Raw genomic sequence first — 21,546 nt, forward strand, 5'->3', positions numbered from 1 at the left:
GGCTTGCTCGCGATTCAGCCAACGCGGTGTGCTTGTTGCACACCGCCGACCCATTCGCGAGCAAGCCCGCTCCCACGACAAACAGAGTTCCACATAAAACCAGCGGCCTAGACCTTTCTGATCTCCAAAATACTGATTTCGCGCATTTTGAATTTTTGGATCTTGCCGGTCACGGTCATCGGGAAGACGTCGACAAACTTGAAGTGTCGTGGCGTCTTGAAGTGGGCGATGCGCGACTTGCACCACGTTTGCAGCTCAAGTTCATTGGCACTGTGGCCGGGGTGAAATTTGATCCAGGCGACAATTTCTTCGCCGTATTTTTCATCCGGGATCCCGATAACCTGCACATCCGCCACCGCAGGGTGGGTGAAAAAGAACTCTTCCAGCTCACGCGGGTAAATGTTCTCGCCGCCCCGAATGATCATGTCCTTGTTACGCCCGACAATGCGCACATAGCCCTGCTCATTCATCTCTGCCAGGTCACCGGTGTGCATCCAGCCTTCGCTGTCCAAGGCTTCGCGGGTCGCTTGCGGGTTGTTCCAGTAACCCAGCATCACGCTGTAACCACGGGTGCACAGCTCACCCACCTCACCGCGAGCGACGATATTGCCTTCGGCGTCTATCAGCTTGTTCTCCAGGTGCGGCTGGGTACGCCCTACGGTGGTCACGCGTAATTCAAGATCATCATCCGGCCCGGTCTGCATGGACACCGGGCTGGTTTCAGTCATGCCATAAGCAATTTGTACCTCGCCCATGTGCATTTCGCTGATCACGCGGCGCATCACTTCTATCGGACAGGTGGCACCGGCCATGATCCCGGTACGCAGGCTCGACACGTCAAAGCCGGCGCGCTCGGGGTGATCGAGCAAGGCGATAAACATGGTCGGCACGCCATACAGCGCCGTGGCCCGCTCTTCGGCAATGGCTTGCAGGGTCAGCGTGGGGTCAAAGGCTTCACTGGGGTAAATCATTGTGGTGCCGTGGGTCACACAGCCCAGGTTGCCCATCACCATGCCAAAGCAGTGATACAGCGGCACCGGAATCACCAGCCGGTCAGCGGCCGTCAACCCCAGGCTTTCGCCAACCATGTAACCGTTGTTGAGAATATTGCGGTGGCTGAGCGTCGCACCTTTGGGGAAGCCCGTGGTGCCAGAGGTGTATTGAATGTTCACCGGCTGATCGGGCTGAAGGCTGGCCTGTCGTGCGTAGAGTTGCTGCACTGCAACGCCGCTGCCCAATGTGGCCAGTTGCGGCCAGGGCAAGAACCCTGCGGGCGGTTGTGCATCGAGGCTGATCACCCCGCGCAAGTCTTCAAAACGCTCGCTATTGAGTTGCCCGGCCGCCTGCCCTTCCAGCTCAGGCAGCAACTCCTGGAGCATGGCGTGGTAGTTCGAGGTCTTGAACGTGCTCGCGCTCACCAGCCACTGGCACTTTGATTGTTTGAGCACGTATTCAAGCTCAGACAAACGATAGGCCGGGTTGATGTTGACCAGAATCACGCCAATTTTGGCGCTGGCAAACTGGCAGATAAACCACTCGGCACAGTTAGGCGCCCACACGCCCAACCGATCGCCTGCCTGCATGCCCAACGCCAGAAAGGCCCTGGCGTGAAGGTCAACGGCCTGAGCCAACTGCGCCCAGTTGTAACGCTGCTGCTGATGGCGCACCACCAACGCTTCACCGTCGGGGTAGCGGGCAGCGGTTTGATCGAACGCCTGACCGATGGTCATCGCCAGCAACGGCTTGTCCAGCGCGCCCTGGCTGTAACTGGGGACAGATTGCGGCTTCATGACAACTCCTCTTGTGATTGTTTTGGGAGCATGGGGAAGACGCGCACTCACGCATTCCCTCTGTGCAGAATAGCAATTACTCTGAACCAAGTTGACGTTAACGTAAAGGTCATTGACAGCATTCATTGCCAAGTTTACGTTAACGTAAAGCTTACCCATGGCGATGCTGTTAACGCCGTTTATAAGAACAATGACCAAGGTGCCCCATGAGCTACCCGACTTTGAACTTCGCCCTGGGCGAAACCATCGACATGCTGCGCGATCAGGTACAAGCCTTTGTGGCTGACGAACTCAGCCCCCGCGCGGCGCAAATCGACAAAGACAACCTGTTCCCCGCCGACATGTGGCGCAAGTTCGGTGACATGGGCCTGCTGGGCATCACCGTGCCGGAAGAATACGGCGGCACTGGCCTGAGCTACCTGGCACACGTGGTCGCCATGGAAGAAATCAGCCGCGGCTCGGCGTCTGTGGCCCTTTCGTACGGGGCGCACTCCAACCTGTGCGTCAACCAGATCAACCGTAACGGCAGCCACGCGCAAAAACTCAAATACCTGCCCAAGTTGATCAGCGGCGAACACATTGGCGCCCTGGCCATGAGCGAGCCCAATGCAGGGTCTGACGTGGTGTCGATGAAGCTGCGGGCCGACAAGCGCGGTGATCATTTCGTCCTTAACGGCAGCAAAACCTGGATCACCAACGGCCCGGACGCCAACACGTATGTGATCTACGCCAAAACCGACCTGGAAAAAGGCCCACACGGCATCAGCGCTTTTATTGTTGAGCGTGACTGGAAAGGCTTCAGCCGCAGCACCCATTTCGACAAGCTCGGCATGCGCGGCTCGAACACCTGCGAACTGTTTTTCGACGACGTTGAAGTGCCTGAAGAAAACCTCCTGGGCACCCTCAATGCAGGCGTCAAAGTGTTGATGAGTGGCCTCGATTACGAGCGCGTCGTGCTCTCGGGCGGCCCGACCGGGATCATGCAGGCGTGCATGGACCTGGTGGTGCCGTACATCCACGACCGCAAACAGTTTGGCCAGAGCATCGGTGAGTTCCAGCTGATCCAGGGCAAGGTGGCCGATATGTACACCCAGCTCAATGCCAGCCGCGCTTACCTGTACGCGGTGGCGGCTGCCTGCGAACGTGGCGAAACCACGCGCAAGGACGCCGCCGGGGTGATCTTGTACAGCGCCGAGCGCGCCACGCAAATGGCCCTCGACGCGATCCAGATTCTGGGCGGTAACGGCTACATCAACGAGTTCCCCGCCGGGCGCCTGCTGCGTGACGCCAAGCTCTACGAGATCGGCGCGGGCACCAGTGAAATCCGCCGTATGTTGATTGGTCGCGAACTGTTTAACGAAACCCGCTGAGGAGCGCACGTATGTCCATCTTGCATACGACCATCAACCCGCGCTCTGCGGAGTTCGCGACCAACCGCGAGGCCATGCTCAAACAGGTCGACGCCCTGCACGCGTTGCTTGAGCAGGTGCAGCAAGGTGGCGGCGCCAAGGCCCAAGAACGCCACACCTCACGTGGCAAGTTGCTGCCCCGTGAGCGGATTGACCGGTTGCTGGACACGGGCTCGGCCTTTCTGGAACTTAGTCAGTTGGCGGCCTATGGCGTGTACGGCGAAGACGTTCCAGCGGCAGGAATCATCGCTGGTATCGGTAGGGTCGAAGGGGTTGAATGCATGATTGTGGCGAACGATGCCACGGTCAAAGGCGGTTCTTACTACCCGCTGACGGTAAAGAAGCACCTGCGCGCGCAGACGATTGCCGAACAAAACCGCCTGCCGTGCATTTATCTGGTGGACTCCGGCGGCGCCAACCTGCCGCGTCAGGATGAAGTGTTCCCGGATCGCGAGCACTTTGGCCGGATCTTCTTTAATCAGGCCAACATGAGCGCGGCCGGCATTCCGCAAATCGCCGTGGTCATGGGCTCGTGCACCGCAGGCGGCGCCTATGTGCCAGCCATGGCTGACGAAGCAATTATGGTGCGCCAGCAAGCGACGATTTTCCTGGCCGGGCCGCCCCTGGTTAAAGCGGCCACCGGCGAAGTAGTCAGCGCTGAAGACCTGGGCGGTGCCGACGTGCACTGCAAGGTGTCCGGCGTTGCCGACCATTACGCTGACAGTGACGAGCATGCCCTGGCGCTGGCCCGCCGTAGTGTGGCCAACCTCAACTGGCGCAAGCTGGGCCAGTTGATCCACCGCAGCCCTTTGGCGCCGCTGTATCCCAAGGACGAGCTGTACGGCATCGTCCCGGCCGATGCCAAACAGCCTTTTGATGTGCGCGAAGTCATTGCGCGGCTGGTGGACGGATCGGTGTTCGATGAGTTCAAAGCGCTATTCGGCACCACGCTGGTCTGTGGTTTTGCCCATTTGCACGGCTACCCGGTAGCGATCCTGGCCAATAACGGCATCTTGTTTGCCGAAGCGGCGCAAAAAGGCGCGCACTTTATTGAGTTGGCCTGCCAGCGCGGCATCCCGCTGGTGTTTTTGCAAAATATCACCGGCTTTATGGTCGGGCAAAAATACGAAGCGGGCGGTATCGCCAAGCACGGCGCCAAACTGGTGACGGCGGTGGCTTGCGCCAAGGTGCCGAAGTTTACGGTGATCATCGGCGGCAGCTTTGGCGCCGGTAACTACGGCATGTGCGGGCGCGCCTACGACCCGCGTTTTTTGTGGATGTGGCCAAACGCACGCATCGGCGTAATGGGCGCCGAGCAAGCTGCCGGGGTGCTGGTGCAAGTCAAGCGCGAGCAGGCGGAACGCAACGGGCTGGTGTTCAGCCGCGAAGAAGAAGCCGAGATCAAGCAGCCGATCCTTGATCAATACGAGCATCAGGGCCACCCCTACTACTCCAGTGCCCGGTTGTGGGATGACGGCGTGATTGATCCGGCGCAAACCCGCGAGGTGTTGGCGCTGGGCTTGTCGGCAGCATTGAACGCGCCCATCGAAGCCACGCGTTTCGGCGTGTTCCGCATGTAATGCGATGAAAGGACTGACGCACATGAACGACTTCAACACCCTTGAACTGCACACCGACCCTCGGGGTTTCGCCACCCTGTGGTTGAGTCGCGAGCAGAAGAACAACGCTTTTAACGCCGAGATGATCCAGGAACTGATCATCGCCCTCGACAAGGTTCAGAGCGATGGCACTTTGCGGTTTCTGCTGCTGCGCGGGCGCGGCAAGCATTTCAGCGCCGGGGCCGATCTGGCCTGGATGCAACAATCGGCCGAACTCGACTACAACACCAATCTGGATGATGCGCGGCACCTGGCCGAGTTGATGTACAACCTGGCCAAACTGAAAATCCCGACCCTGGCGGTGGTCCAAGGTGCCGCGTATGGCGGCGCTTTGGGTTTGATCAGCGCCTGCGACATGGCGATTGGTGCCGAGGATGCGCAGTTTTGTTTGTCTGAAGTGCGCATCGGCCTGGCCCCGGCCGTTATCAGCCCGTTTGTCGTGCAAGCCATTGGCGAGCGCGCCGCCCGCCGTTTTGCCCTGACCGCCGAGCGCTTCAGTGGGCTGCGCGCCCGTGAACTGGGGCTGCTCGCAGAATGCTACCCGCAGGCCGAGCTGGAGCAGCAGATCGCCCATTGGGTCGACAACCTGTTACTCAACAGCCCGCAGGCCATGCGCGCCTGCAAGGACTTGCTGCGCGAAGTCAGCCACGGCGCGCCAACGCCTGCCATTCGCCGCTACTGCGAAAACGCAATTGCCCGGATCCGGGTCAGCCCCGAAGGCCAGGAAGGCTTGCGTGCCTTTCTGCAAAAACGCACTCCCCGCTGGCAAACAGACACCTCGACCCAGGAGCCGCGTTCATGAGCGCCCCTCTGATTACTTCGTTACTGGTCGCCAACCGCGGTGAAATCGCCTGCCGGGTCATGCGCACCGCCAAGGCGCTGGGCCTCACCACAGTCGCCGTGCACAGCAGCACTGACCGCGATGCGCGGCATTGTCGCGAAGCTGATATCTGCGTGGATCTGGGTGGCAGCAAGGCCGCCGACAGCTACCTGAAAATCGACAAGATCATTGCCGCCGCCCAGGCCAGCGGCGCGCAAGCGATACATCCGGGGTATGGCTTCTTGTCCGAGAACGCGGGCTTCGCCCGTGCGATTGAAGCCGCCGGGCTGATTTTTCTCGGGCCGCCTGCCTCGGCCATTGATGCCATGGGCAGCAAGTCCGCCGCCAAAGCCTTGATGGAAACGGCAGGTGTGCCGTTGGTACCGGGCTATCACGGCGAAGCGCAAGACCTGGAAACCTTCCGCGTTGCCGCCGAACGTATCGGCTACCCGGTGCTACTAAAAGCCACGGCGGGTGGCGGTGGCAAGGGCATGAAAGTGGTCGAGGACGTCAGCCAACTGGCCGACGCCCTGGCTTCTGCTCAGCGTGAAGCACTGTCTTCGTTTGGCGATGCGCGGATGCTGGTCGAGAAATATGTACTTAAACCCCGGCACGTCGAGATCCAGGTGTTTGCCGACCAGCACGGCAACTGCCTGTACCTCAACGAACGCGACTGCTCGATTCAGCGCCGCCACCAGAAAGTCGTTGAAGAAGCCCCCGCCCCCGGCCTCAGCGCAGAGCAACGCCGCGCCATGGGCGAGTCTGCGGTTCGCGCCGCACAGGCCATCGGCTACGTCGGTGCAGGTACCGTGGAGTTCTTGCTCGATGCCCGCGGCGAATTCTTCTTTATGGAGATGAACACTCGCCTGCAAGTCGAACACCCGGTGACTGAGGCCATCACCGGCCTGGACCTGGTGGACTGGCAAATCCGTGTGGCACGCGGCGAAGCCTTGCCGATCACCCAGGCGCAAGTGCCGTTACGCGGGCACGCGATTGAAGTGCGTTTGTATGCTGAAGACCCGAGCAATGACTTCCTCCCGCAAACCGGTCGTCTTGAGGTGTACCGCGAGTCAGCAGCCGGTGCGGGACGCCGGGTTGACAGCGGTGTCAGCGAAGGCGATGAAGTGTCACCGTTTTATGACCCGATGCTCGGCAAGCTGATTGCCTGGGGCGAAGACCGTGAACAAGCCCGCTTGCGCTTGCTGGCGATGCTCGATGAGTTCGCCATTGGTGGCTTGAAAACCAACCTGAGCTTCCTGCGCCGCATCATCGGCCATCCCGCCTTTGCCGCAGCCGAACTGGACACCGGGTTTATCCCGCGGTATCAGGCGCAACTGCTGCCGCCTGCCCAACCGTTGCCCGGCGCCTTTTGGCAGGCCGCCGCTCAAGCCTTCCAGCAAAGCCTGGCCCCTGAGCCACGCAACGATGACCCGACCTCACCCTGGGCTCTGCACACGGGCTTTCGCAGCGGCCTGCCGGCCAAAACCCTGCTGATCTTGAGCACCGGTGATGAGCGCCACGTGGTCAGCCTCGGTGAACCCAAGGCCACCTTGCACAACGAACAGTTGGTGATCGAACACGACGGGATACGCCGTCAACACCTGGCCATTCGTTACGCCGACACGCTGTACATGCGCTGGCAAGGCGAAGTCCACAGCGTCAGCCTCTACGACCCTATTGCCGCCGTCAGCGCCAGCCACGGGCAGCAAGGCGGCCTGACCGCGCCCATGAATGGCAGCGTGGTACGCGTGCTGGTGGAAGTAGGCCAGGCGGTCGAGGCCGGTGCGCAACTCGTTGTGCTCGAAGCGATGAAGATGGAGCACAGCTTGCGCGCACCCCAGGCGGGCATCGTCAAAGCGCTGTTCTGCGAGGAAGGGGAAATGGTCAGCGAGGGAACTGCACTGATCGAAATGGAATAAAAAAAGCGGATACCGGCAACGGTATCCGCTTTTTCCCGGGCCTGCGCCGGCTGTTATTCAAAATTTGGTGCTGGCCTGCACCACCACCCCGATAATCGAGCAACGCTCATCAAACAACACTTTCGGGTAAGTCGGGTTCAGCGGCTTGAGGTAAAGCTGGCCGCTTTCTTCGCTGAGCTGCCTGAACGTCGCCTCGGTCGACTCAGGTGTACGGGCAATCACCATTTTGCCGGGTTGTGCCTCGATATCCGGATCAACCAGAATCATCATGCCTTGCGGAACACTGACACCCATTGGGGCTGTCATCGCATCCCCCATCACTTGCAACCAAAATGCCGCCCCTTTGGCGTAATGGTCGCTGACTTCAAAACGGATGCCCGGCTGGTAACCCGGCAGCACTTTCTCGTTAATCTGGCCTGCCGTCGCCCAGTCACTGACGGGATAACGGTAGGCAGACGTTATGTCGTAAGTGGGTTCGTCCACGCTCGGGTCGTTTGCGGCCTCATTGCGGCCACGAATCACCAAGGCGACTTCCAGGTGCTCCAGCCCCAAGGCGTGCAGCACTTTGTTCATCGTGAGCAGGTCGGGCTGACGGCGTTTATTGAGCCAATGCCCAACGCCCCCTTGGGAAGCGCCAACGCGTTCGGCGAGTTTCTCTTGCGTGAGTTTCTGCTCGCGCAATTTGGTTCTGACTAAAGCGATCCATTTATCCATTGGCCGAACAATACGGATTGAATTCCGAGCAACAATACACATTCCGTATTATTTAAACCAATGCCTGAAATACTTATTGTACTAATCTGACTCCGGCTGATCCGATTAATCTCAGAAACGCAGGTAAATCATGACTTCCATAACAAAAATCACGCCGGAAACTGAGCTCGATATTGAGCTTGAAGCGCTAAAAGACGACGCCGCCACCCAGCGCGCACTCGACTATTATTTGAAACCAGCTGTTTCCCAGCCGCCTCAAGAGAAGAAAGTGTTCGTTGTGAGCGATGACGTGAGCCAGGAAGAAGCCATGGTCACTGCCTGCGAATACTTGAGATGCGGGGTGAGCATGGTGCATAGCGCAGCAGACACCCATCAGGGTGCTCATCGCGATCAGTTCCTGGCACTGGCATTTTTTATCGAGTCAGCCAAGCAACTCCTGGACAGGGCCCTGGATGTGCAGAAACTGACTAATCGATAGCTAAAACAGCCAAAAAGATGCCCGGCCGCTTGATTGGTAAACCAGCGAGCTAGAGCCTTTGCAGGAGAGAGGGAAAATAAATGTCGAAAAAGTGAGGAAAATCGTTTGACTTGCAAATGATAATGATTACTATTGCAAGCAACTGGTCGCGAGATCAGTCGATAATTCAAATACCTTAGGTCGGTCTTCGAATTATCTCCTCATCAGGCTAATCACGGTTATTTGACCCGGCTTATGGCCGGGTCTTTTTTTTGTGGCCAGTTATCTGGCTCAGCGTGCTTCAGGCTAATGAAGTCTTGTGTGCGGCCGGTTTTTTTTCGGTGACCGCTACGATGTCGGCGATGATAGCAAAAGAATATCGACCAGCGGAAGCTTAATGCCCTGGACCTTAGCCGTTATAGCGATTTTGAACTTGAGAATCACTCTCAAAAACGCTATTCTCGCGCGGCGTCAAGGATGACGCCCCCCCGTTGTCCTCTCCTCCCCTTTCCAAAATTGCGTATTGGCCCATTGCGGTTGCAAGGTAAAGTAGCGACCACAATTATCTGATTCCAGGATTTGGACGATGACCGTGGCGCCCTCTGCACTTCATATCACCAGTGACTTTGACAGTGGCAACATCCAGGTGCTGGATGCCAGCAATCCGCTGCATGTACGACTGGCGATAAAACCCGACACCCGGAGCGCACATTTCCAGTGGTTTCATTTCAAGGTCGACGGCCTGCAACTTGGCCAGACCCATCGTTTTGAATTAGGCAACGCCAGCCAGTCTTCCTACAACAAAGCTTGGGATGGCTATCAAGCGGTGGCGTCCTACGACCACGAGAACTGGTTTCGCGTCCCGACTGAGTTCGATGGCACTGCGCTGACCTTCAGCCTGAAAGCAGAGCAACCACAGGTCTGGTTTGCATACTTCGAACCCTACAGCCGTGCACGCCACGACGAGTTGATCAAAAACGCGTTGCGGTGGTCCGGCTGCGAGGTACTGGCCACCGGCAAAAGCGTCGAAGGTCGCGATATACCGCTTTTGCGCAAAGGCACCGGCGGCCGCCACAAGCGCAAGATCTGGATCATCGCCCAGCAACACCCCGGCGAGCACATGGCCGAGTGGTTTATGCAGGGTATTCTTGAACGGCTTGAACAGGGCAGCGACCCACAGCTACGAAAGCTGCTGGACTACGCCGATTTGTACCTGATCCCGAACATGAACCCGGACGGCGCGTTTCACGGGCACTTGCGCACCAATGCCAATGGCCAGGATTTAAACCGCGCCTGGCAACATACCGAGTGCGAGGTCAGCCCTGAAGTGTTCTTCGCCCTAGAACAGATGCAGCACTACGGTGTCGACCTGTTTCTGGACATTCACGGCGACGAAGAAATCCCCTACGTATTCACCGCAGGTTGTGAAGGTAACCCTGGCTACACCGAACGCCTGGCAGCCCTTGAAGAGCGCTTTCGCAGCCACCTGAGCAAGCTCACTCCCGACTTCCAGACCAAGCATGGCTACACCCGTGACGAGCCCGGCCAAGCCAATATGACCTTGGCCTGCAACAGCGTGGGTCAACGCTTTGACTGTTTGTCGCTGACCCTTGAGATGCCCTTCAAGGACAACAACAATGCCCCGGACCCGATCACCGGCTGGTCTGGCAAGCGTTCCATGCAATTGGGCAAGAGTGTACTGAGCACCTTGTCAGCCATGGTTCGCGAGCTGCGTTGAGCCACTTTTTCTTTTACGTGCACGAGTACACACCGCCTGCTTATGGATACCCTCGCTAAACTGCGCGCCGGCCAATTGGTCGGTCTTAAACGTCTGGATCTGTCGTGCGGGCTGACTGAATTCCCACCCGAAATTTTCCAGTTGGCTGACACCCTGGAGATCCTCAATCTGAGTGGCAACGCCCTCAGCCGCTTGCCCGAGGACCTGCACCGCCTGAGCCATCTGCGCATTCTGTTTTGCTCGGACAACCAGTTCACCGAACTGCCCGCCTGCCTGGGGCAATGCGCGAAACTGAGCATGATCGGCTTCAAGGCCAATCAAATCAAGCACGTCCCTGGCGCTGCGCTGCCGCCGTTGTTGCGTTGGCTGATCCTCACGGATAACCGCATTCAGCAGTTGCCCGACGAACTGGGCCTGCGGCCCTTGCTGCAAAAGCTGATGTTGGCCGGCAACCGCCTGCAAACGTTACCGGCCAGCCTGGCCCGGTGCGAGCGTCTGGAGCTGATCCGTCTGGCAGCCAACCAGTTCACCGAACTGTCTGAGACCGTGCTGGCCTTACCGGGCTTGAGCTGGCTGGCCTACGCCGGGAATCCGTTGCGTGAAGACGCCAGCGTCCTGCGAGAAGCCGACAACACTCCTGACATCGAGTGGTCGCAACTTAAGCTGGGGCAAAAACTGGGCGAAGGCGCGTCGGGGATCATTCACCAGGCGCAATGGAACGCTCCCGGCCAACCGGCACACGCGGTTGCGGTCAAACTGTACAAAGGCAGCATGACCAGCGATGGTTCGCCGCTCAATGAAATGAATGCCTGTATTGCCGCCGGCCAGCATCCCAACTTGATCAAGGTTCTGGGCCGTGTAACAGGCCACCCCGAGCAAACCGCTGGCCTGGTCATGGAACTGATCGACCCGTCGTTCATGAACCTGGCCGCCCTGCCTAGCTTCGACACCTGCAGTCGCGACGTCTATGCCCCTGGCACCCGCTTCACCTACGACAGCGCCTTGCGTATTGCCCGCGGTATCGCCTCGGCAGCAGATCACTTGCATGCGCAAGGCATCTGCCATGGCGATTTATACGCGCACAATATTTTGTACAGCAACGAAGGTGACTGCCTGCTCGGCGACTTTGGCGCGGCGTGCTTCCACGCCCTCGACAACAGCCCGCAGAGCCGTGCGCTGCAACGCATTGAAGTCCGTGCGTTCGGGATTTTGCTGGGGGAATTGCTGGAGCGGATCGACTCAGACATGAGTGATCAACAATACGCCAAGTGGAAGGATTTGCAGCAGCGGTGCACTCAACCTGACGTATTGGCCCGCCCGGATTTCGCCGCCATCAGCCAGGCATTGGCTTGAACACGGCGGTCCTGCGGCCCGCATCGCAGCCTCGTGCCTCGTCAGCGGCTACAACAGACCTGATGTAGGAGCGAGCTTGCCTCGCGATCTTTTGATTTAAAAGATCGCGAGCCAAGCGCAACCTGCGATTTACGCCAGGGCTACGAACAGGTCCTGGACGTCGTCCTGTTCTTCAAGCTTGGCCAGGAATTCCTGGACTTCAGCCATTTGCTCCTCAGTCAGGCTGGTCACCGGGTTTTTCGCCTGGTAACCCAACTTGGCCGACAACACCGTAAAGCCCTGCTCAGGCAGTGCCTTCTGGACTGCATCCAGGTCAGTGGTTTCAGTGATGAACAAGGTGGTGCCTTCTTCTTCGCCTTCTTCAAAATCCTGGGCGTCAGCTTCGATAGCCGCCATCTCAGGATCAGCATCGGCTGTGTCCGGCTTGGCTTCGATCAGGCCCACATGGTTAAAGTCCCATGCCACCGAACCCGATGCGCCCAACTGGCCCTTACGGAATGCCACACGAATTTCAGCAACAGTACGGTTAACGTTGTCAGTCAGGCACTCAACAATCAACGGCACTTGATGCGGGGCGAAACCTTCGTAGGTCACACGGGAGTATTGCACCGCTTCAGTACCGATACCGGCACCTTTGTTGATTGCGCGCTTGATGGTGTCGGCAGGCATCGAGGCTTTTTTGGCCTGCTCATAGACCAGGCGCAAATGCGAATTCATGTCCGGGTCAGCACCGTTACGGGCTGCTACTGTCAGCTCCTTGGCCAACTTGCCGAAAATCTTGCCGCGGCTGTTTGCGGCTTCCGCTTTGTGTTTAACCTTCCACTGTGCGCCCATTACTCATCTCTCAATCGGGTGTGTCGCGGCGGCTTGGCCGTCGAATGGAGGCAAGTTTATACGGCTGAAAGTCGTCAATCGACCAAAAAATCCAATTTACGCTGCAAGCTCCATAAACGCTTTGATCAGCCGCAGCTCGGCGCGGCGCTCCATGCAGCCCAACATATGGCGGTTGATCAGCCCTGCACCGTTGATCGGAACAGCCCCTACCCGCGGGTCATGGCTGACTTCTGCCGACGACACAATGCCTATTCCCAATTGCGCCGCCACCGCCTCGGTCACGGCTTCACGACTGTCCAGTTCCAGCAACACCCGCGGATTGACGCCCGCACGGTCGCAGGCCTGATCAAAGGTGCGCCGGGTAATCGAACTCGGCTCTCGCAACACCATGATGACCTGATCCAGTTGCGCAATATCCACACCCTGCGCCAGACCCAGCCACAGGTGACTGGCCGGTACCAAGGCGCAAATCCGCGATTCTTGCAGGGCCCGCAAAGTAAGCCCTTTGCGCGGTTCAACCTCGGTGAGCACTGCCACATCAACGTGCTCGGACAACAGCGCGTTCAAGGTTTCCTGGGCATTGCCCAGGCGCAAATTAACGGTAATCCCCGGATACCGTGCACGCAGGCTCGCCAGCATCGGCATCACCATGTGCGGCCCGTCAGCGGCCACCTCCAGTCGCCCGGTCAGAAGCTGGCGATTAGCCTCCAGCAGCACTTGCGCCTCATCGACCAAGCCGAACATGGCACGGGTGATGGCCGCCAGCCGGGTGCCCTCCTCCGTTAGCTCCACGCGCCGTGCCGTGCGTCGCAGCAAGGTGATTTGGTAGTGCTCCTCCAGCGCCTTGATATGCCCGGTCACCGCTGGCTGGCTGATAAAGAGGCGCGCCGCAGCCCTTGTAAAGCTGCCTTCACGGGCCACTGCATCAAACGCACGAAGCTGGAATAAATTCATAGGTATAAGTCTGGCCGATAGCTGAGATAACAATAAACAATTTGATTGATAGAAACGCAAACTGCAACGTATGCCCTGTAATCAATTGCCATCCCAAGTGTGTGAGGAAACCAGAATGACCCCTGCTGCGCCGATCCTGCTGACCCCGGGCCCATTGACGACCTCGCTGCGCACACGTCAGGCCATGCTGGTCGACTGGGGTTCATGGGATGACCGCTTCAACCAGTTGACGGCCAGCGTGTGCGAGCAATTGCTGGCGATCATCAACGGCAGCCGCACCCACCACTGCGTACCGTTGCAGGGCAGCGGCACCTTCGCGGTCGAAGCGGCGATGGGTACCCTGGTACCCCGCGACGGCCATGTCCTGGTACTGATCAATGGCGCATACGGCAAGCGCTTGGCAAAAATTTGCGAAGTCATCGGGCGCCGCTTCAGCACCTTTGAAACCGCCGAAGACCAACCGACCACCGCCGCCGATGTTGAGCGCCTGCTCAAGGCCGATCGGAGTATCAGCCACGTCGCCTTGATTCACTGTGAAACCAGCACCGGGATCCTCAACCCGCTGTCAGACATTGCGGCAGTCATCGCCCGCCACGGCAAACGCCTGATCATCGACGCCATGAGTTCCTTCGGGGCCCTGCCCATCGACGCACAGACAATCGCCTTCGATGCGTTGATCGCAGCCTCCGGCAAATGCCTGGAAGGCGTCCCTGGCATGGGCTTTGTCTTCGCCCGCAAAGAAGCACTGGCCAACGCTGCCGGCAACGCCCATTCGCTGGCAATGGACCTGCAAGACCAACACGCCTACATGGCCAAGACCGGGCAATGGCGCTTCACCCCGCCCACCCACGTCGTCGCCGCCTTACACGAAGCCTTGTTGCAATACAACGAAGAAGGCGGCTTGCCAGCACGACACAAACGCTACGCCAACAACTGCCAGACGCTCCTCGACGGCATGGCCAGGCTTGGTTTGCGCAGCTTTCTGCCCGCAGCGATTCAGGCGCCGATCATCGTGACGTTCCATGCCCCCAAAGACCCGCGCTATGACTTCAAAACGTTCTACGAACGGGTCAAGGCCAAGGGCTTCATCCTGTACCCCGGCAAATTGACCCAAGTCGAAACGTTCCGCGTCGGCTGTATCGGGTACGTCAGTTCCATCGACATGCACGCAGCGGTCACTGCTATCGCCCAAGCGCTGGGCGAAATGGAAGTGCTGGACATTTAAGACCGCTCCGGCCTCACACCACCCCCCATTTAATTCGTGCAGCCCAGGCTGCTCATACAGGATTTACAGGCATGAACTACACCAACCCAAACAAACTCCAGGCAGCGATCCTCGACTGGGCCGGCACCGTGGTCGACTTTGGCTCCTTCGCCCCGACCCAGATTTTTGTCGAAGCCTTTGCCGAGTTCGACGTGAATGTGTCGATAGAGGAAGCCCGCGGCCCGATGGGCATGGGCAAGTGGGATCACATTCGTACCCTGTGCGATCAACCACAGATCAGTGAGCGCTACAAAAAAGTTTTTGGCCGCACACCGAGCGACGACGATGTCACGGCTATTTACCAACGCTTTATGCCGCTGCAAATCGAAAAAATCGCCGAGCACTCGGCGCTGATCCCCGGCGCACTGGAAACCATCGCCCAGTTACGCGAGCAAGGGCTCAAAATCGGTTCGTGTTCAGGGTATCCGGCGCAGGTGATGGCCAAGGTCGTGGAACTGGCAGCCACCAATGGTTACACCGCCGATCACGTCGTGGCCACTGACGACGTGCCCAATGGCCGCCCGTGGCCTGCCCAGGCGTTGGCTAACGTGATCGCGCTGGGTATAGATGATGTGGGCGCTTGCGTAAAAGTCGACGACACCGTGCCGGGTATTCTTGAGGGCCGCCGTGCGGGCATGTGGACGGTGGCGCTGGTGTGTTCCGGCAACGCGCTGGGCCTGACGTACGAGCAATACCGTGCGCTGGGCCCAGCCACCCTCGCCTCGGAACGCACACGTATTCACAGCCTGTTTGAAGGGTCGCGTCCGCATTACTTGATCGACACCCTCAGCGATTTGCCCGAGGTGATTGCCGATATCAACAAACGCCTGGCGAACGGCGAAATGCCGCAAAGCAGTTAAGTGATGGCCAACAGACGACTGCGCCCGGTGCAGTCGTCTGCCGTGCAGGCCTTGATCCGCGATCAGGCTTTTTTCAATTGCTCAACCCACTGACTGTAGGCATCGATAAAGGCTTGCAGGAAAGGTCGAGTTTTTTCTGACAGCTTGCCGGACTCATCAAAGACGCTACCGGCCCCGCCCAGGTAGGCTTCTGGCTGTTGCAAGCAAGGAACATTCAGAAAGACCAGCGACTGGCGTAAATGATGGTTGGCGCCAAAACCACCGATGGCACCCGGCGACACGCTGATAATTGCGCCCGGCTTTGCACCCCAGACACTTTGCCCATAAGGGCGGGAACCCACGTCGAGGGCGTTTTTCAGGGCGGCCGGCACCGAGCGGTTGTATTCCGGGGTGACAAACAACACAGCATCGGCGGCGCGTACTTGATCACGGAAAGCGCTGTAGGCCGCAGGTGGCGTGGCGGTATCAATGTCCTCGTTGTACAGCGCCAGATCCCCGATCTCGATAATGTTCAGCTTCAAAGTGGCCGGCGCCAGCTCTGCCAGTGCATGAGCCACTTTTCGATTGAGCGAATCCTTCCTCAAACTACCGACTAGCACTGCTACGTTGTAGACCTTGCTCATAGAAAACTCCGAGTCTGTGGCTGTAGGAAGATTAGTTATAGATGATCGGGCAGCTTTCTTGCAGTTCGATTTACCTTATCGGCGGGCAAGCCTGTAAAGTAGCCGGACTATTTTTTCCAAATCGTTAAACTTCCCCTACTGATCAACGGTCTACAGAGCCGCAAATTGGGTGTTTATCTCCAGAGGTTCTCTACAAATGGCTGCAGTTTTAGTTGGACAATTTCATGCAAGAGACGCGGAAGGCCGTGTCTATTCGGTGCATGAGTTTGAAACAGTGGTAGAGGGTCACCCTGTGGTCACCTACAAGCTGGCTATTGGAGATCGCGTCACCAAGATCAGTGACAATGAGTTCGAACTGATCCAGTCGAAAGTGCTGTTAACGCGTGATTCAGACACCGCCGTGGCGACAAAGCCTGAAGCCGTTGTAACGCCTGAGTAATCTTCAGTCACCGGGATAACGCTGAAGTCACAGGATGAGACTGGGGTCAGGCCAGGCAACGCGCCAACCTGACCCGCTGAATACGGACTTCACGCATGCGTTTACGCCACATCGAAGTGATCCAGGCAATCTTGCAGACCGGCAACCTCGACCATGCGGCCGAATGGTTGCAACTGCCTGCATCCACGCTGAGCGCGACACTGCATGAAGCCGAGCAACAGCTCGGCTTCATGCTGTTTGCCAGCGTACGCGGGCGCCTGCAAGCCACACGCGAAACCCTCCTGCTGCAACCGCTGGTCAATCAGTTGTACCTGGATGCAGACCCGCTTCGCCGGCTTGGCGACGCCTTGCGCCAGCATCAGGAACCGACCTTGCGCGTGGCCTGTAGCGAGACCTTGGCGCAGCCCTTGCTGCCCCACAGCATTGCGACGTTGAGACGACGCTTCCCCGACACGCCCACGACCCTGAGCAGCCTGTGCTTTTCTGAAATAGTGCGCCGCGTGCTAATGGATGAATGCGACGTCGGCCTGGCTCTGCAACCGGCCGAGCAGCCGGGGGTTGATAGCCAGAAGTTGGCCCAAGGGAAAGTCCAATTGCTCGCCCCTCACGGCTGGCTTGGCCCGAAGCAAAAGTACATCGCCCTGCACGATCTGGCCGGCCAAGCCATGATTGGCCTGCGTCAGCACGACCCACTGAGCCGAATGCTCGATAGCAAGCTGCACACACTGCGGCCAGCGCCGGTGGTACACATTGACGTGCAAAGCTATCAGATGATGCGCAGCATGGTTGAAGCGGGCGAAGGGCTGGCGTTGGTGGATCCGTTTACGGCCATTGGCGCCAAAAACAGCGGGCTGGACGTGTGCCCGTTATCACCCGCAGTTCCCGTGACCCTGTATGCCCTCACCCGCAAAGGCTCAGAGCCGGGCGCAGCGCTTAAAGCGCTGCTTGAGATTGTGCGTGAACGGGCCGAGGTCTTGCTGTCAGACCAGGGCGCCGTCACCCTTTAACACGACCTTTGGTTTCTTACCTACAAAGATGGCAGCCTGCGGTAGCCGCTAAACCCGGCTTTCAAACAACAGATACCAAAAAATCGCCACTTCGCAGGTTTGCGGATCGATGCCCTTATAGCGCAAGTAATCGATACCACCCACCTGATACCCGCAACGCTCATACAAGCGGCAGGCACCGATGTTGTTGTTTTGGGTTTCGAGCATGATGCCCTGCAGTTTTTTCTTGTGGCTCCAGAACTTGACCACGTCCAGCAATGACTTGGCCACGCCATGACGGCGCGCGCAAGCGGCAACGGCCAGTTCATCAACATGGGCAAAGCCATTCCAGTTTGTACTGACGACCACATGCCCCACCGGCTGATCATCCAGATAAGCCATGAAAATCGCGCTGTCCGGCGCCCCGATGAAACTGGCAAATTCATCCGGGTCTATGCCGTAACACTTGCGATAGGGCGTGATCATATCCAGAGGCCAGTGCTCGACCTTTTTATGACGGTCAGCACGGGCATACGCGTTTACTTCAAAACTAAAATCATTGCCCCATACATAAGGCGCAAACCCTTCATCCGCCAATCGAACCGAAACCACGGGGTCATTGGGGTTCAAAACCAGGTGCATGAAAAATCCCTCTTTCTTGCGATGAAATACCCCTGCACCTCGCCATCGCAATCCGCGACGGCGTGACAACCATGATAGATCTAGTGCCGGGTTTGAGCTTCGATGAGTTGTGCCCACAACGACGGACCACCCGCCGACTTGGCAATCGCCTCAAGGCGCGCCGCATGTTCGGCCAAGTCACTTTCACTTGCACGAATAATCCGGCCAGATGGACGGCTCGCTGACAAACGGCGGATTTCCGTGGCCTGGCCTCCAGAACTCTCACCCGACTCATGGCCATCAGACGCATTACCCGCCAGCGACAGGCTGGTTTGCCCACCGGTCATGGCCAGGTAAACATCCGCCAGAATCTCGGAGTCGAGCAAGGCGCCGTGCAACTCACGGCCCGAGTTGTCTACACCATAGCGTTTGCACAAAGCATCCAGGCTATTGCGCTGCCCAGGGTGACGGCCACGCGCCATCATCAGGGTATCGAGAATGGTGCAGTGTTGGGTGATGTCAGCGCGGTCGGTCTGCCCGATCAAGGCAAACTCATTATTCAGAAAGCCGACGTCAAACGCGGCGTTATGAATGATCAGTTGAGCACCCGAGATGAAGTCGAAAAACTCGTCGGCGACTTCGCCAAAACGCGGTTTGCCGACCAGAAACTCATTGGTAATACCGTGAACGCCGATGGCACCCTCGTCACTTTCACGGTCAGGTTGCAGGTACACGTGAAAATGACGGCCGGTGAGGCGACGGCCCATTAATTCCACGCAACCGATCTCGATCACCCGGTGACCATCGGTGACTGGCATACCGGTGGTTTCAGTATCGAGCACCACACTACGCATGTTTTTTGCCCCTCATTTCCTCGACCCCGCGATTGGCCAACTGGTCAGCACGTTCATTGCCATGATGGCCAATGTGCCCGCGCACCCATTGCCACTTCACGGTGTGGCGATTGACTTGTTCGTCCAGTTGCTTCCACAGGTCGGCATTTTTCACCGGCTCTTTGGCAGCGGTTTTCCAACCGCGCTTCTTCCAGTTGACCATCCACTCGGTGATGCCTTTCATCACGTACTGCGAGTCGGTGACCAGCAAGACTTCGCAGGGGCGCTTGAGCTCTTCAAGCCCACGAATGGCCGCCATTAACTCCATGCGATTGTTGGTGGTGTCGGGCTCGCCGCCCCAGAGTTCTTTTTCAACGCCTTGATAGACCAGCAAAGCCCCCCAGCCACCCGGGCCAGGGTTACCCTTGCAGGCACCATCGGTGAACATTTCTACGCAATCGCTCATTGCCAACTATCCAGAAAGTACTGCCTCGGCCTGCCTATCAAGTCGTGATGGCAGCACCTGGGGCCGGGTTAACCCGATCCGGCATTTTAAATTAGGGTTCAATATCAGGTCGATTGACCTTGGCCATCTGCAGAGGGATCAGTTTGCCTTTTGGCTCTCGACGCAGTGGCTTGACGGGTCGCAAACCCACCACCATTTTGCGGGCGACCAATACATAGAAGCCACCACCGGCCAATTGCCAGCTACCGGCCTTGCGCTCCCAACCTGACAAACGGCCTTGCCACGCCTTGGAAGCAAGCGGCGGACGATAGCATCCGAAGCGGCGTTTCTCCAGCGCAAAGCCCAGTAGATTCAGCCAGTCGGCAACCCGCGACGGGGAAATGCACCGCGCCTTGCGCAGAGCATCTTTGGCAAAAACATGCCGCAGCCCCCAACTGCTCCAGGGGTTAATCCCCACAATCAACAAGTGCCCGCCGGGGCGGACACTGCTGGCGGCTTCACGCAGCAGACCGTGGGGCGACAAACAAAAATCCAGACCGTGCTGCAACACCACCACATCGGCCGCGTGCTCGCATAAAGGCCAGGATTGCTCTTCACAGATGATTTCGACACCCGGTAAAGGCGCGCCCAGCCGCACATTGCGCTGCACTTGCGGGGCCTTGGGCGGCGTGTCGGCACCCGGACCGTAATGCACCAGGTAGCCGCCGAAATAGCGTCCTAGTTCGTCCTCAAGCACGCGTTGCTCATCTTCCAGCAGCAACTGGCCAAGGGGACCAGACAGCCATTCGCGGGCCGAACTGATCAGTGCCAGCCACTCAGGGTCCGCCTGAGCCAATGGTTTATCGGTCATTGTTCCTCCACCTCGCCATCCACCGGTTACGCCTCTTCGTTCGGCTGGCGCTGCAACGCGGCTCGCATTGCAACACCAACAGCCCCTAAGATGCGCCATTGTCTCGCACTTGGGAATTGCACCATGTTACAGATCGACGCTCTGCCCGCCTTCAGCGACAACTACATATGGTTGTTACAGGATACGACCCAAAAACGCTGCGCCGTGGTCGATCCGGGTGACGCCGCCCCGGTGCTGAACTGGCTCAAGCACCATCCCGAGTGGGTTCTCAGCGATATTCTGGTCACCCACCATCACCATGACCATGTGGGTGGCGTTGAGCAATTACACACCACCACAGGCGCTAAAGTCTGGGGCCCGGCGCTGGAAAACATTCCCGCGCGACAAGTGCCACTTAACGATAACGATGTGATCAACGTACTGGGAATTGAATTCAAAGTATTTCTGGTACCTGGGCATACCTTGGGTCATATCGCTTATTACCACGCTGATATTTCAAAGCCACTATTGTTCAGCGGCGATACGTTGTTCGCGGCCGGTTGTGGCCGGTTATTTGAAGGCACACCAGAACAAATGCATCACTCTTTAAGTCGGTTGGCAGCCTTGCCAGCGCACACTGAGGTGTATTGCACTCACGAATACACACAAAGCAACTTGCGCTTTGCCCAAGCGGTGGAGCCGAATAACCCGGATATTGCCGACCGAGTTGCACAAGTTGCGGCCTGGCGTGATGCAGGCAAGATCAGTTTGCCATCAAGTATTGCGCTTGAATTGCGCACTAATCCGTTTCTGCGGGTTAACGAAATATCTGTTAAAGAAAAAGCTGACGAATGGAACAAGCGTGACAATGACTCGCCCAGCGCGGTCTTTGCCAGCTTGCGTAGCTGGAAAGACAAGTTTTAATCAGCGTCGCGGTTGCCATTAAAATTCTGAATGGTTGACCGCGCCCCACCTGCTTTCTAGAATCGCCCGACATTTTTGCCCGAAACTATCTTTA

At 58.1% G+C, this 21,546-nt stretch carries 21 protein-coding genes; 12 read left to right on the plus strand and 9 right to left on the minus strand.

What is annotated here, in order from left to right; genetic code table 11:
* Positions 1–107: 107 nt before the first annotated feature.
* Positions 108–1,790, minus strand: coding sequence for an AMP-binding protein (locus tag QMX84_RS12455; RefSeq protein WP_282363918.1), 1,683 nt, complete (start codon positions 1,788–1,790; stop codon positions 108–110).
* A gap of 206 nt (positions 1,791–1,996) precedes the next feature.
* On the opposite strand from QMX84_RS12455, the gene QMX84_RS12460 reads away from it, so the two are divergent.
* Genes QMX84_RS12460 through QMX84_RS12475 form a run of 4 tightly spaced genes read left to right on the plus strand, consistent with a single transcriptional unit; the run spans position 1,997 to position 7,557 of the window.
* Entirely contained in the window at positions 1,997–3,160 is a 1,164-nt protein-coding gene (locus tag QMX84_RS12460) for an isovaleryl-CoA dehydrogenase (RefSeq protein WP_048373095.1), read from the plus strand.
* 11 nt (positions 3,161–3,171) lie between these two features.
* Positions 3,172–4,779: a carboxyl transferase domain-containing protein gene (locus QMX84_RS12465; protein ID WP_262126599.1), complete on the plus strand. Its 1,608-nt coding sequence runs from the start codon at positions 3,172–3,174 to the stop codon at positions 4,777–4,779.
* A gap of 22 nt (positions 4,780–4,801) precedes the next feature.
* Positions 4,802–5,620, plus strand: coding sequence for a gamma-carboxygeranoyl-CoA hydratase (locus QMX84_RS12470; RefSeq protein ID WP_262126598.1), 819 nt, complete (start codon positions 4,802–4,804; stop codon positions 5,618–5,620).
* Complete coding sequence (locus QMX84_RS12475) at positions 5,617–7,557, plus strand: acetyl/propionyl/methylcrotonyl-CoA carboxylase subunit alpha (protein WP_282363919.1); 1,941 nt, start codon at positions 5,617–5,619, stop codon at positions 7,555–7,557. The genes QMX84_RS12470 and QMX84_RS12475 overlap by 4 nt, the downstream gene beginning before the upstream one ends.
* A 57-nt stretch (positions 7,558–7,614) precedes the next feature.
* Here QMX84_RS12475 and QMX84_RS12480 read toward each other — a convergent pair whose 3' ends face one another.
* The gene (locus QMX84_RS12480) at positions 7,615–8,271 is read right to left on the minus strand and encodes a LexA family transcriptional regulator (protein ID WP_282363920.1); all 657 of its coding nucleotides are present in this window, start codon (positions 8,269–8,271) and stop codon (positions 7,615–7,617) included.
* 130 nt (positions 8,272–8,401) lie between these two features.
* Between QMX84_RS12480 and QMX84_RS12485 the strand changes: the two genes are divergently transcribed.
* The 3 genes from QMX84_RS12485 (at position 8,402) to QMX84_RS12495 (ending at position 11,819) form a co-directional block, all read left to right on the plus strand.
* On the plus strand, positions 8,402–8,749 hold the full coding sequence (locus QMX84_RS12485; RefSeq protein WP_262126596.1) for a DUF3077 domain-containing protein: 348 nt from the start codon (positions 8,402–8,404) through the stop codon (positions 8,747–8,749).
* A gap of 565 nt (positions 8,750–9,314) precedes the next feature.
* Positions 9,315–10,466 carry a M14-type cytosolic carboxypeptidase gene (locus tag QMX84_RS12490; protein WP_282363921.1) on the plus strand — a complete coding sequence of 384 codons (1,152 nt, stop codon included), beginning with the start codon at positions 9,315–9,317 and terminating at the stop codon, positions 10,464–10,466.
* 42 nt (positions 10,467–10,508) lie between these two features.
* Entirely contained in the window at positions 10,509–11,819 is a 1,311-nt protein-coding gene (locus QMX84_RS12495; RefSeq protein ID WP_282363922.1) for a protein kinase, read from the plus strand.
* A 129-nt stretch (positions 11,820–11,948) separates the two neighbouring features.
* Here QMX84_RS12495 and QMX84_RS12500 read toward each other — a convergent pair whose 3' ends face one another.
* Together QMX84_RS12500 and QMX84_RS12505 are read right to left on the minus strand one after the other, a co-directional pair.
* A complete protein-coding gene (locus tag QMX84_RS12500) occupies positions 11,949–12,653 on the minus strand; it encodes a YebC/PmpR family DNA-binding transcriptional regulator (protein WP_153333596.1) in 705 nt (234 codons plus the stop codon).
* A gap of 96 nt (positions 12,654–12,749) precedes the next feature.
* The gene (locus QMX84_RS12505) at positions 12,750–13,607 is read right to left on the minus strand and encodes a LysR substrate-binding domain-containing protein (protein WP_282363923.1); all 858 of its coding nucleotides are present in this window, start codon (positions 13,605–13,607) and stop codon (positions 12,750–12,752) included.
* A 115-nt stretch (positions 13,608–13,722) separates the two neighbouring features.
* On the opposite strand from QMX84_RS12505, the gene QMX84_RS12510 reads away from it, so the two are divergent.
* On the plus strand, positions 13,723–14,832 hold the full coding sequence (locus QMX84_RS12510) for a 2-aminoethylphosphonate--pyruvate transaminase (protein ID WP_282363924.1): 1,110 nt from the start codon (positions 13,723–13,725) through the stop codon (positions 14,830–14,832).
* 71 nt (positions 14,833–14,903) lie between these two features.
* The gene (gene phnX / locus QMX84_RS12515; protein WP_282363925.1) at positions 14,904–15,731 is read left to right on the plus strand and encodes a phosphonoacetaldehyde hydrolase; all 828 of its coding nucleotides are present in this window, start codon (positions 14,904–14,906) and stop codon (positions 15,729–15,731) included.
* A gap of 62 nt (positions 15,732–15,793) precedes the next feature.
* On the opposite strand, the gene QMX84_RS12520 is transcribed toward phnX, so the two are convergent.
* On the minus strand, positions 15,794–16,354 hold the full coding sequence (locus QMX84_RS12520) for an NAD(P)H-dependent oxidoreductase (protein ID WP_262126591.1): 561 nt from the start codon (positions 16,352–16,354) through the stop codon (positions 15,794–15,796).
* A 196-nt stretch (positions 16,355–16,550) separates the two neighbouring features.
* On the opposite strand from QMX84_RS12520, the gene QMX84_RS12525 reads away from it, so the two are divergent.
* Together QMX84_RS12525 and QMX84_RS12530 are read left to right on the plus strand one after the other, a co-directional pair.
* Positions 16,551–16,793, plus strand: coding sequence for a hypothetical protein (locus QMX84_RS12525; RefSeq protein WP_282363926.1), 243 nt, complete (start codon positions 16,551–16,553; stop codon positions 16,791–16,793).
* Between the two features lie 95 nt (positions 16,794–16,888).
* Positions 16,889–17,800 (plus strand): LysR substrate-binding domain-containing protein, encoded by a 912-nt coding sequence (locus QMX84_RS12530; RefSeq protein ID WP_282363927.1) that lies wholly within the window; start codon positions 16,889–16,891, stop codon positions 17,798–17,800.
* Positions 17,801–17,848: 48 nt separating this feature from the next.
* Here the strand turns inward: QMX84_RS12530 and QMX84_RS12535 are convergent, their stop codons facing one another.
* From QMX84_RS12535 to QMX84_RS12550, 4 genes are all read right to left on the minus strand, one after another.
* On the minus strand, positions 17,849–18,421 hold the full coding sequence (locus QMX84_RS12535; RefSeq protein ID WP_282363928.1) for a GNAT family N-acetyltransferase: 573 nt from the start codon (positions 18,419–18,421) through the stop codon (positions 17,849–17,851).
* 80 nt (positions 18,422–18,501) lie between these two features.
* On the minus strand, positions 18,502–19,254 hold the full coding sequence (gene dnaQ, locus QMX84_RS12540) for a DNA polymerase III subunit epsilon (RefSeq protein ID WP_273220383.1): 753 nt from the start codon (positions 19,252–19,254) through the stop codon (positions 18,502–18,504).
* A complete protein-coding gene (rnhA, locus tag QMX84_RS12545) occupies positions 19,247–19,699 on the minus strand; it encodes a ribonuclease HI (protein WP_048373061.1) in 453 nt (150 codons plus the stop codon). Before rnhA ends, dnaQ begins: the two co-directional genes overlap by 8 nt.
* A 91-nt stretch (positions 19,700–19,790) precedes the next feature.
* On the minus strand, positions 19,791–20,549 hold the full coding sequence (locus tag QMX84_RS12550; RefSeq protein WP_123750085.1) for a class I SAM-dependent methyltransferase: 759 nt from the start codon (positions 20,547–20,549) through the stop codon (positions 19,791–19,793).
* A gap of 123 nt (positions 20,550–20,672) precedes the next feature.
* Here QMX84_RS12550 and gloB point away from each other — a divergent pair, with 123 nt between their 5' ends.
* A complete protein-coding gene (gene gloB, locus QMX84_RS12555; RefSeq protein WP_282363929.1) occupies positions 20,673–21,452 on the plus strand; it encodes a hydroxyacylglutathione hydrolase in 780 nt (259 codons plus the stop codon).
* Positions 21,453–21,546 lie beyond the last annotated feature (94 nt).

It is taken from the genome of Pseudomonas sp. PS01297 (assembly GCF_029959305.1).
Classification (GTDB): Bacteria; Pseudomonadota; Gammaproteobacteria; order Pseudomonadales; family Pseudomonadaceae; genus Aquipseudomonas; species Aquipseudomonas helleri.

Coding starts and splice junctions, on each gene's coding strand:
- QMX84_RS12510 (WP_282363924.1), top strand. CDS start 13,723: ATGACCCCTGCTGCGCCGATCCTGCTGACCCCGGGCCCATTGACGACC.
- rnhA (WP_048373061.1), bottom strand. CDS start 19,699: ATGAGCGATTGCGTAGAAATGTTCACCGATGGTGCCTGCAAGGGTAAC.
- QMX84_RS12525 (WP_282363926.1), top strand. CDS start 16,551: ATGGCTGCAGTTTTAGTTGGACAATTTCATGCAAGAGACGCGGAAGGC.
- QMX84_RS12530 (WP_282363927.1), top strand. CDS start 16,889: ATGCGTTTACGCCACATCGAAGTGATCCAGGCAATCTTGCAGACCGGC.
- QMX84_RS12550 (WP_123750085.1), bottom strand. CDS start 20,549: ATGACCGATAAACCATTGGCTCAGGCGGACCCTGAGTGGCTGGCACTG.
- QMX84_RS12485 (WP_262126596.1), top strand. CDS start 8,402: ATGACTTCCATAACAAAAATCACGCCGGAAACTGAGCTCGATATTGAG.
- QMX84_RS12495 (WP_282363922.1), top strand. CDS start 10,509: ATGGATACCCTCGCTAAACTGCGCGCCGGCCAATTGGTCGGTCTTAAA.
- QMX84_RS12475 (WP_282363919.1), top strand. CDS start 5,617: ATGAGCGCCCCTCTGATTACTTCGTTACTGGTCGCCAACCGCGGTGAA.
- QMX84_RS12500 (WP_153333596.1), bottom strand. CDS start 12,653: ATGGGCGCACAGTGGAAGGTTAAACACAAAGCGGAAGCCGCAAACAGC.
- QMX84_RS12460 (WP_048373095.1), top strand. CDS start 1,997: ATGAGCTACCCGACTTTGAACTTCGCCCTGGGCGAAACCATCGACATG.
- gloB (WP_282363929.1), top strand. CDS start 20,673: ATGTTACAGATCGACGCTCTGCCCGCCTTCAGCGACAACTACATATGG.
- QMX84_RS12470 (WP_262126598.1), top strand. CDS start 4,802: ATGAACGACTTCAACACCCTTGAACTGCACACCGACCCTCGGGGTTTC.
- QMX84_RS12490 (WP_282363921.1), top strand. CDS start 9,315: ATGACCGTGGCGCCCTCTGCACTTCATATCACCAGTGACTTTGACAGT.
- QMX84_RS12465 (WP_262126599.1), top strand. CDS start 3,172: ATGTCCATCTTGCATACGACCATCAACCCGCGCTCTGCGGAGTTCGCG.
- QMX84_RS12505 (WP_282363923.1), bottom strand. CDS start 13,607: ATGAATTTATTCCAGCTTCGTGCGTTTGATGCAGTGGCCCGTGAAGGC.
- QMX84_RS12535 (WP_282363928.1), bottom strand. CDS start 18,421: ATGCACCTGGTTTTGAACCCCAATGACCCCGTGGTTTCGGTTCGATTG.
- QMX84_RS12455 (WP_282363918.1), bottom strand. CDS start 1,790: ATGAAGCCGCAATCTGTCCCCAGTTACAGCCAGGGCGCGCTGGACAAG.
- QMX84_RS12480 (WP_282363920.1), bottom strand. CDS start 8,271: ATGGATAAATGGATCGCTTTAGTCAGAACCAAATTGCGCGAGCAGAAA.
- dnaQ (WP_273220383.1), bottom strand. CDS start 19,254: ATGCGTAGTGTGGTGCTCGATACTGAAACCACCGGTATGCCAGTCACC.
- phnX (WP_282363925.1), top strand. CDS start 14,904: ATGAACTACACCAACCCAAACAAACTCCAGGCAGCGATCCTCGACTGG.
- QMX84_RS12520 (WP_262126591.1), bottom strand. CDS start 16,354: ATGAGCAAGGTCTACAACGTAGCAGTGCTAGTCGGTAGTTTGAGGAAG.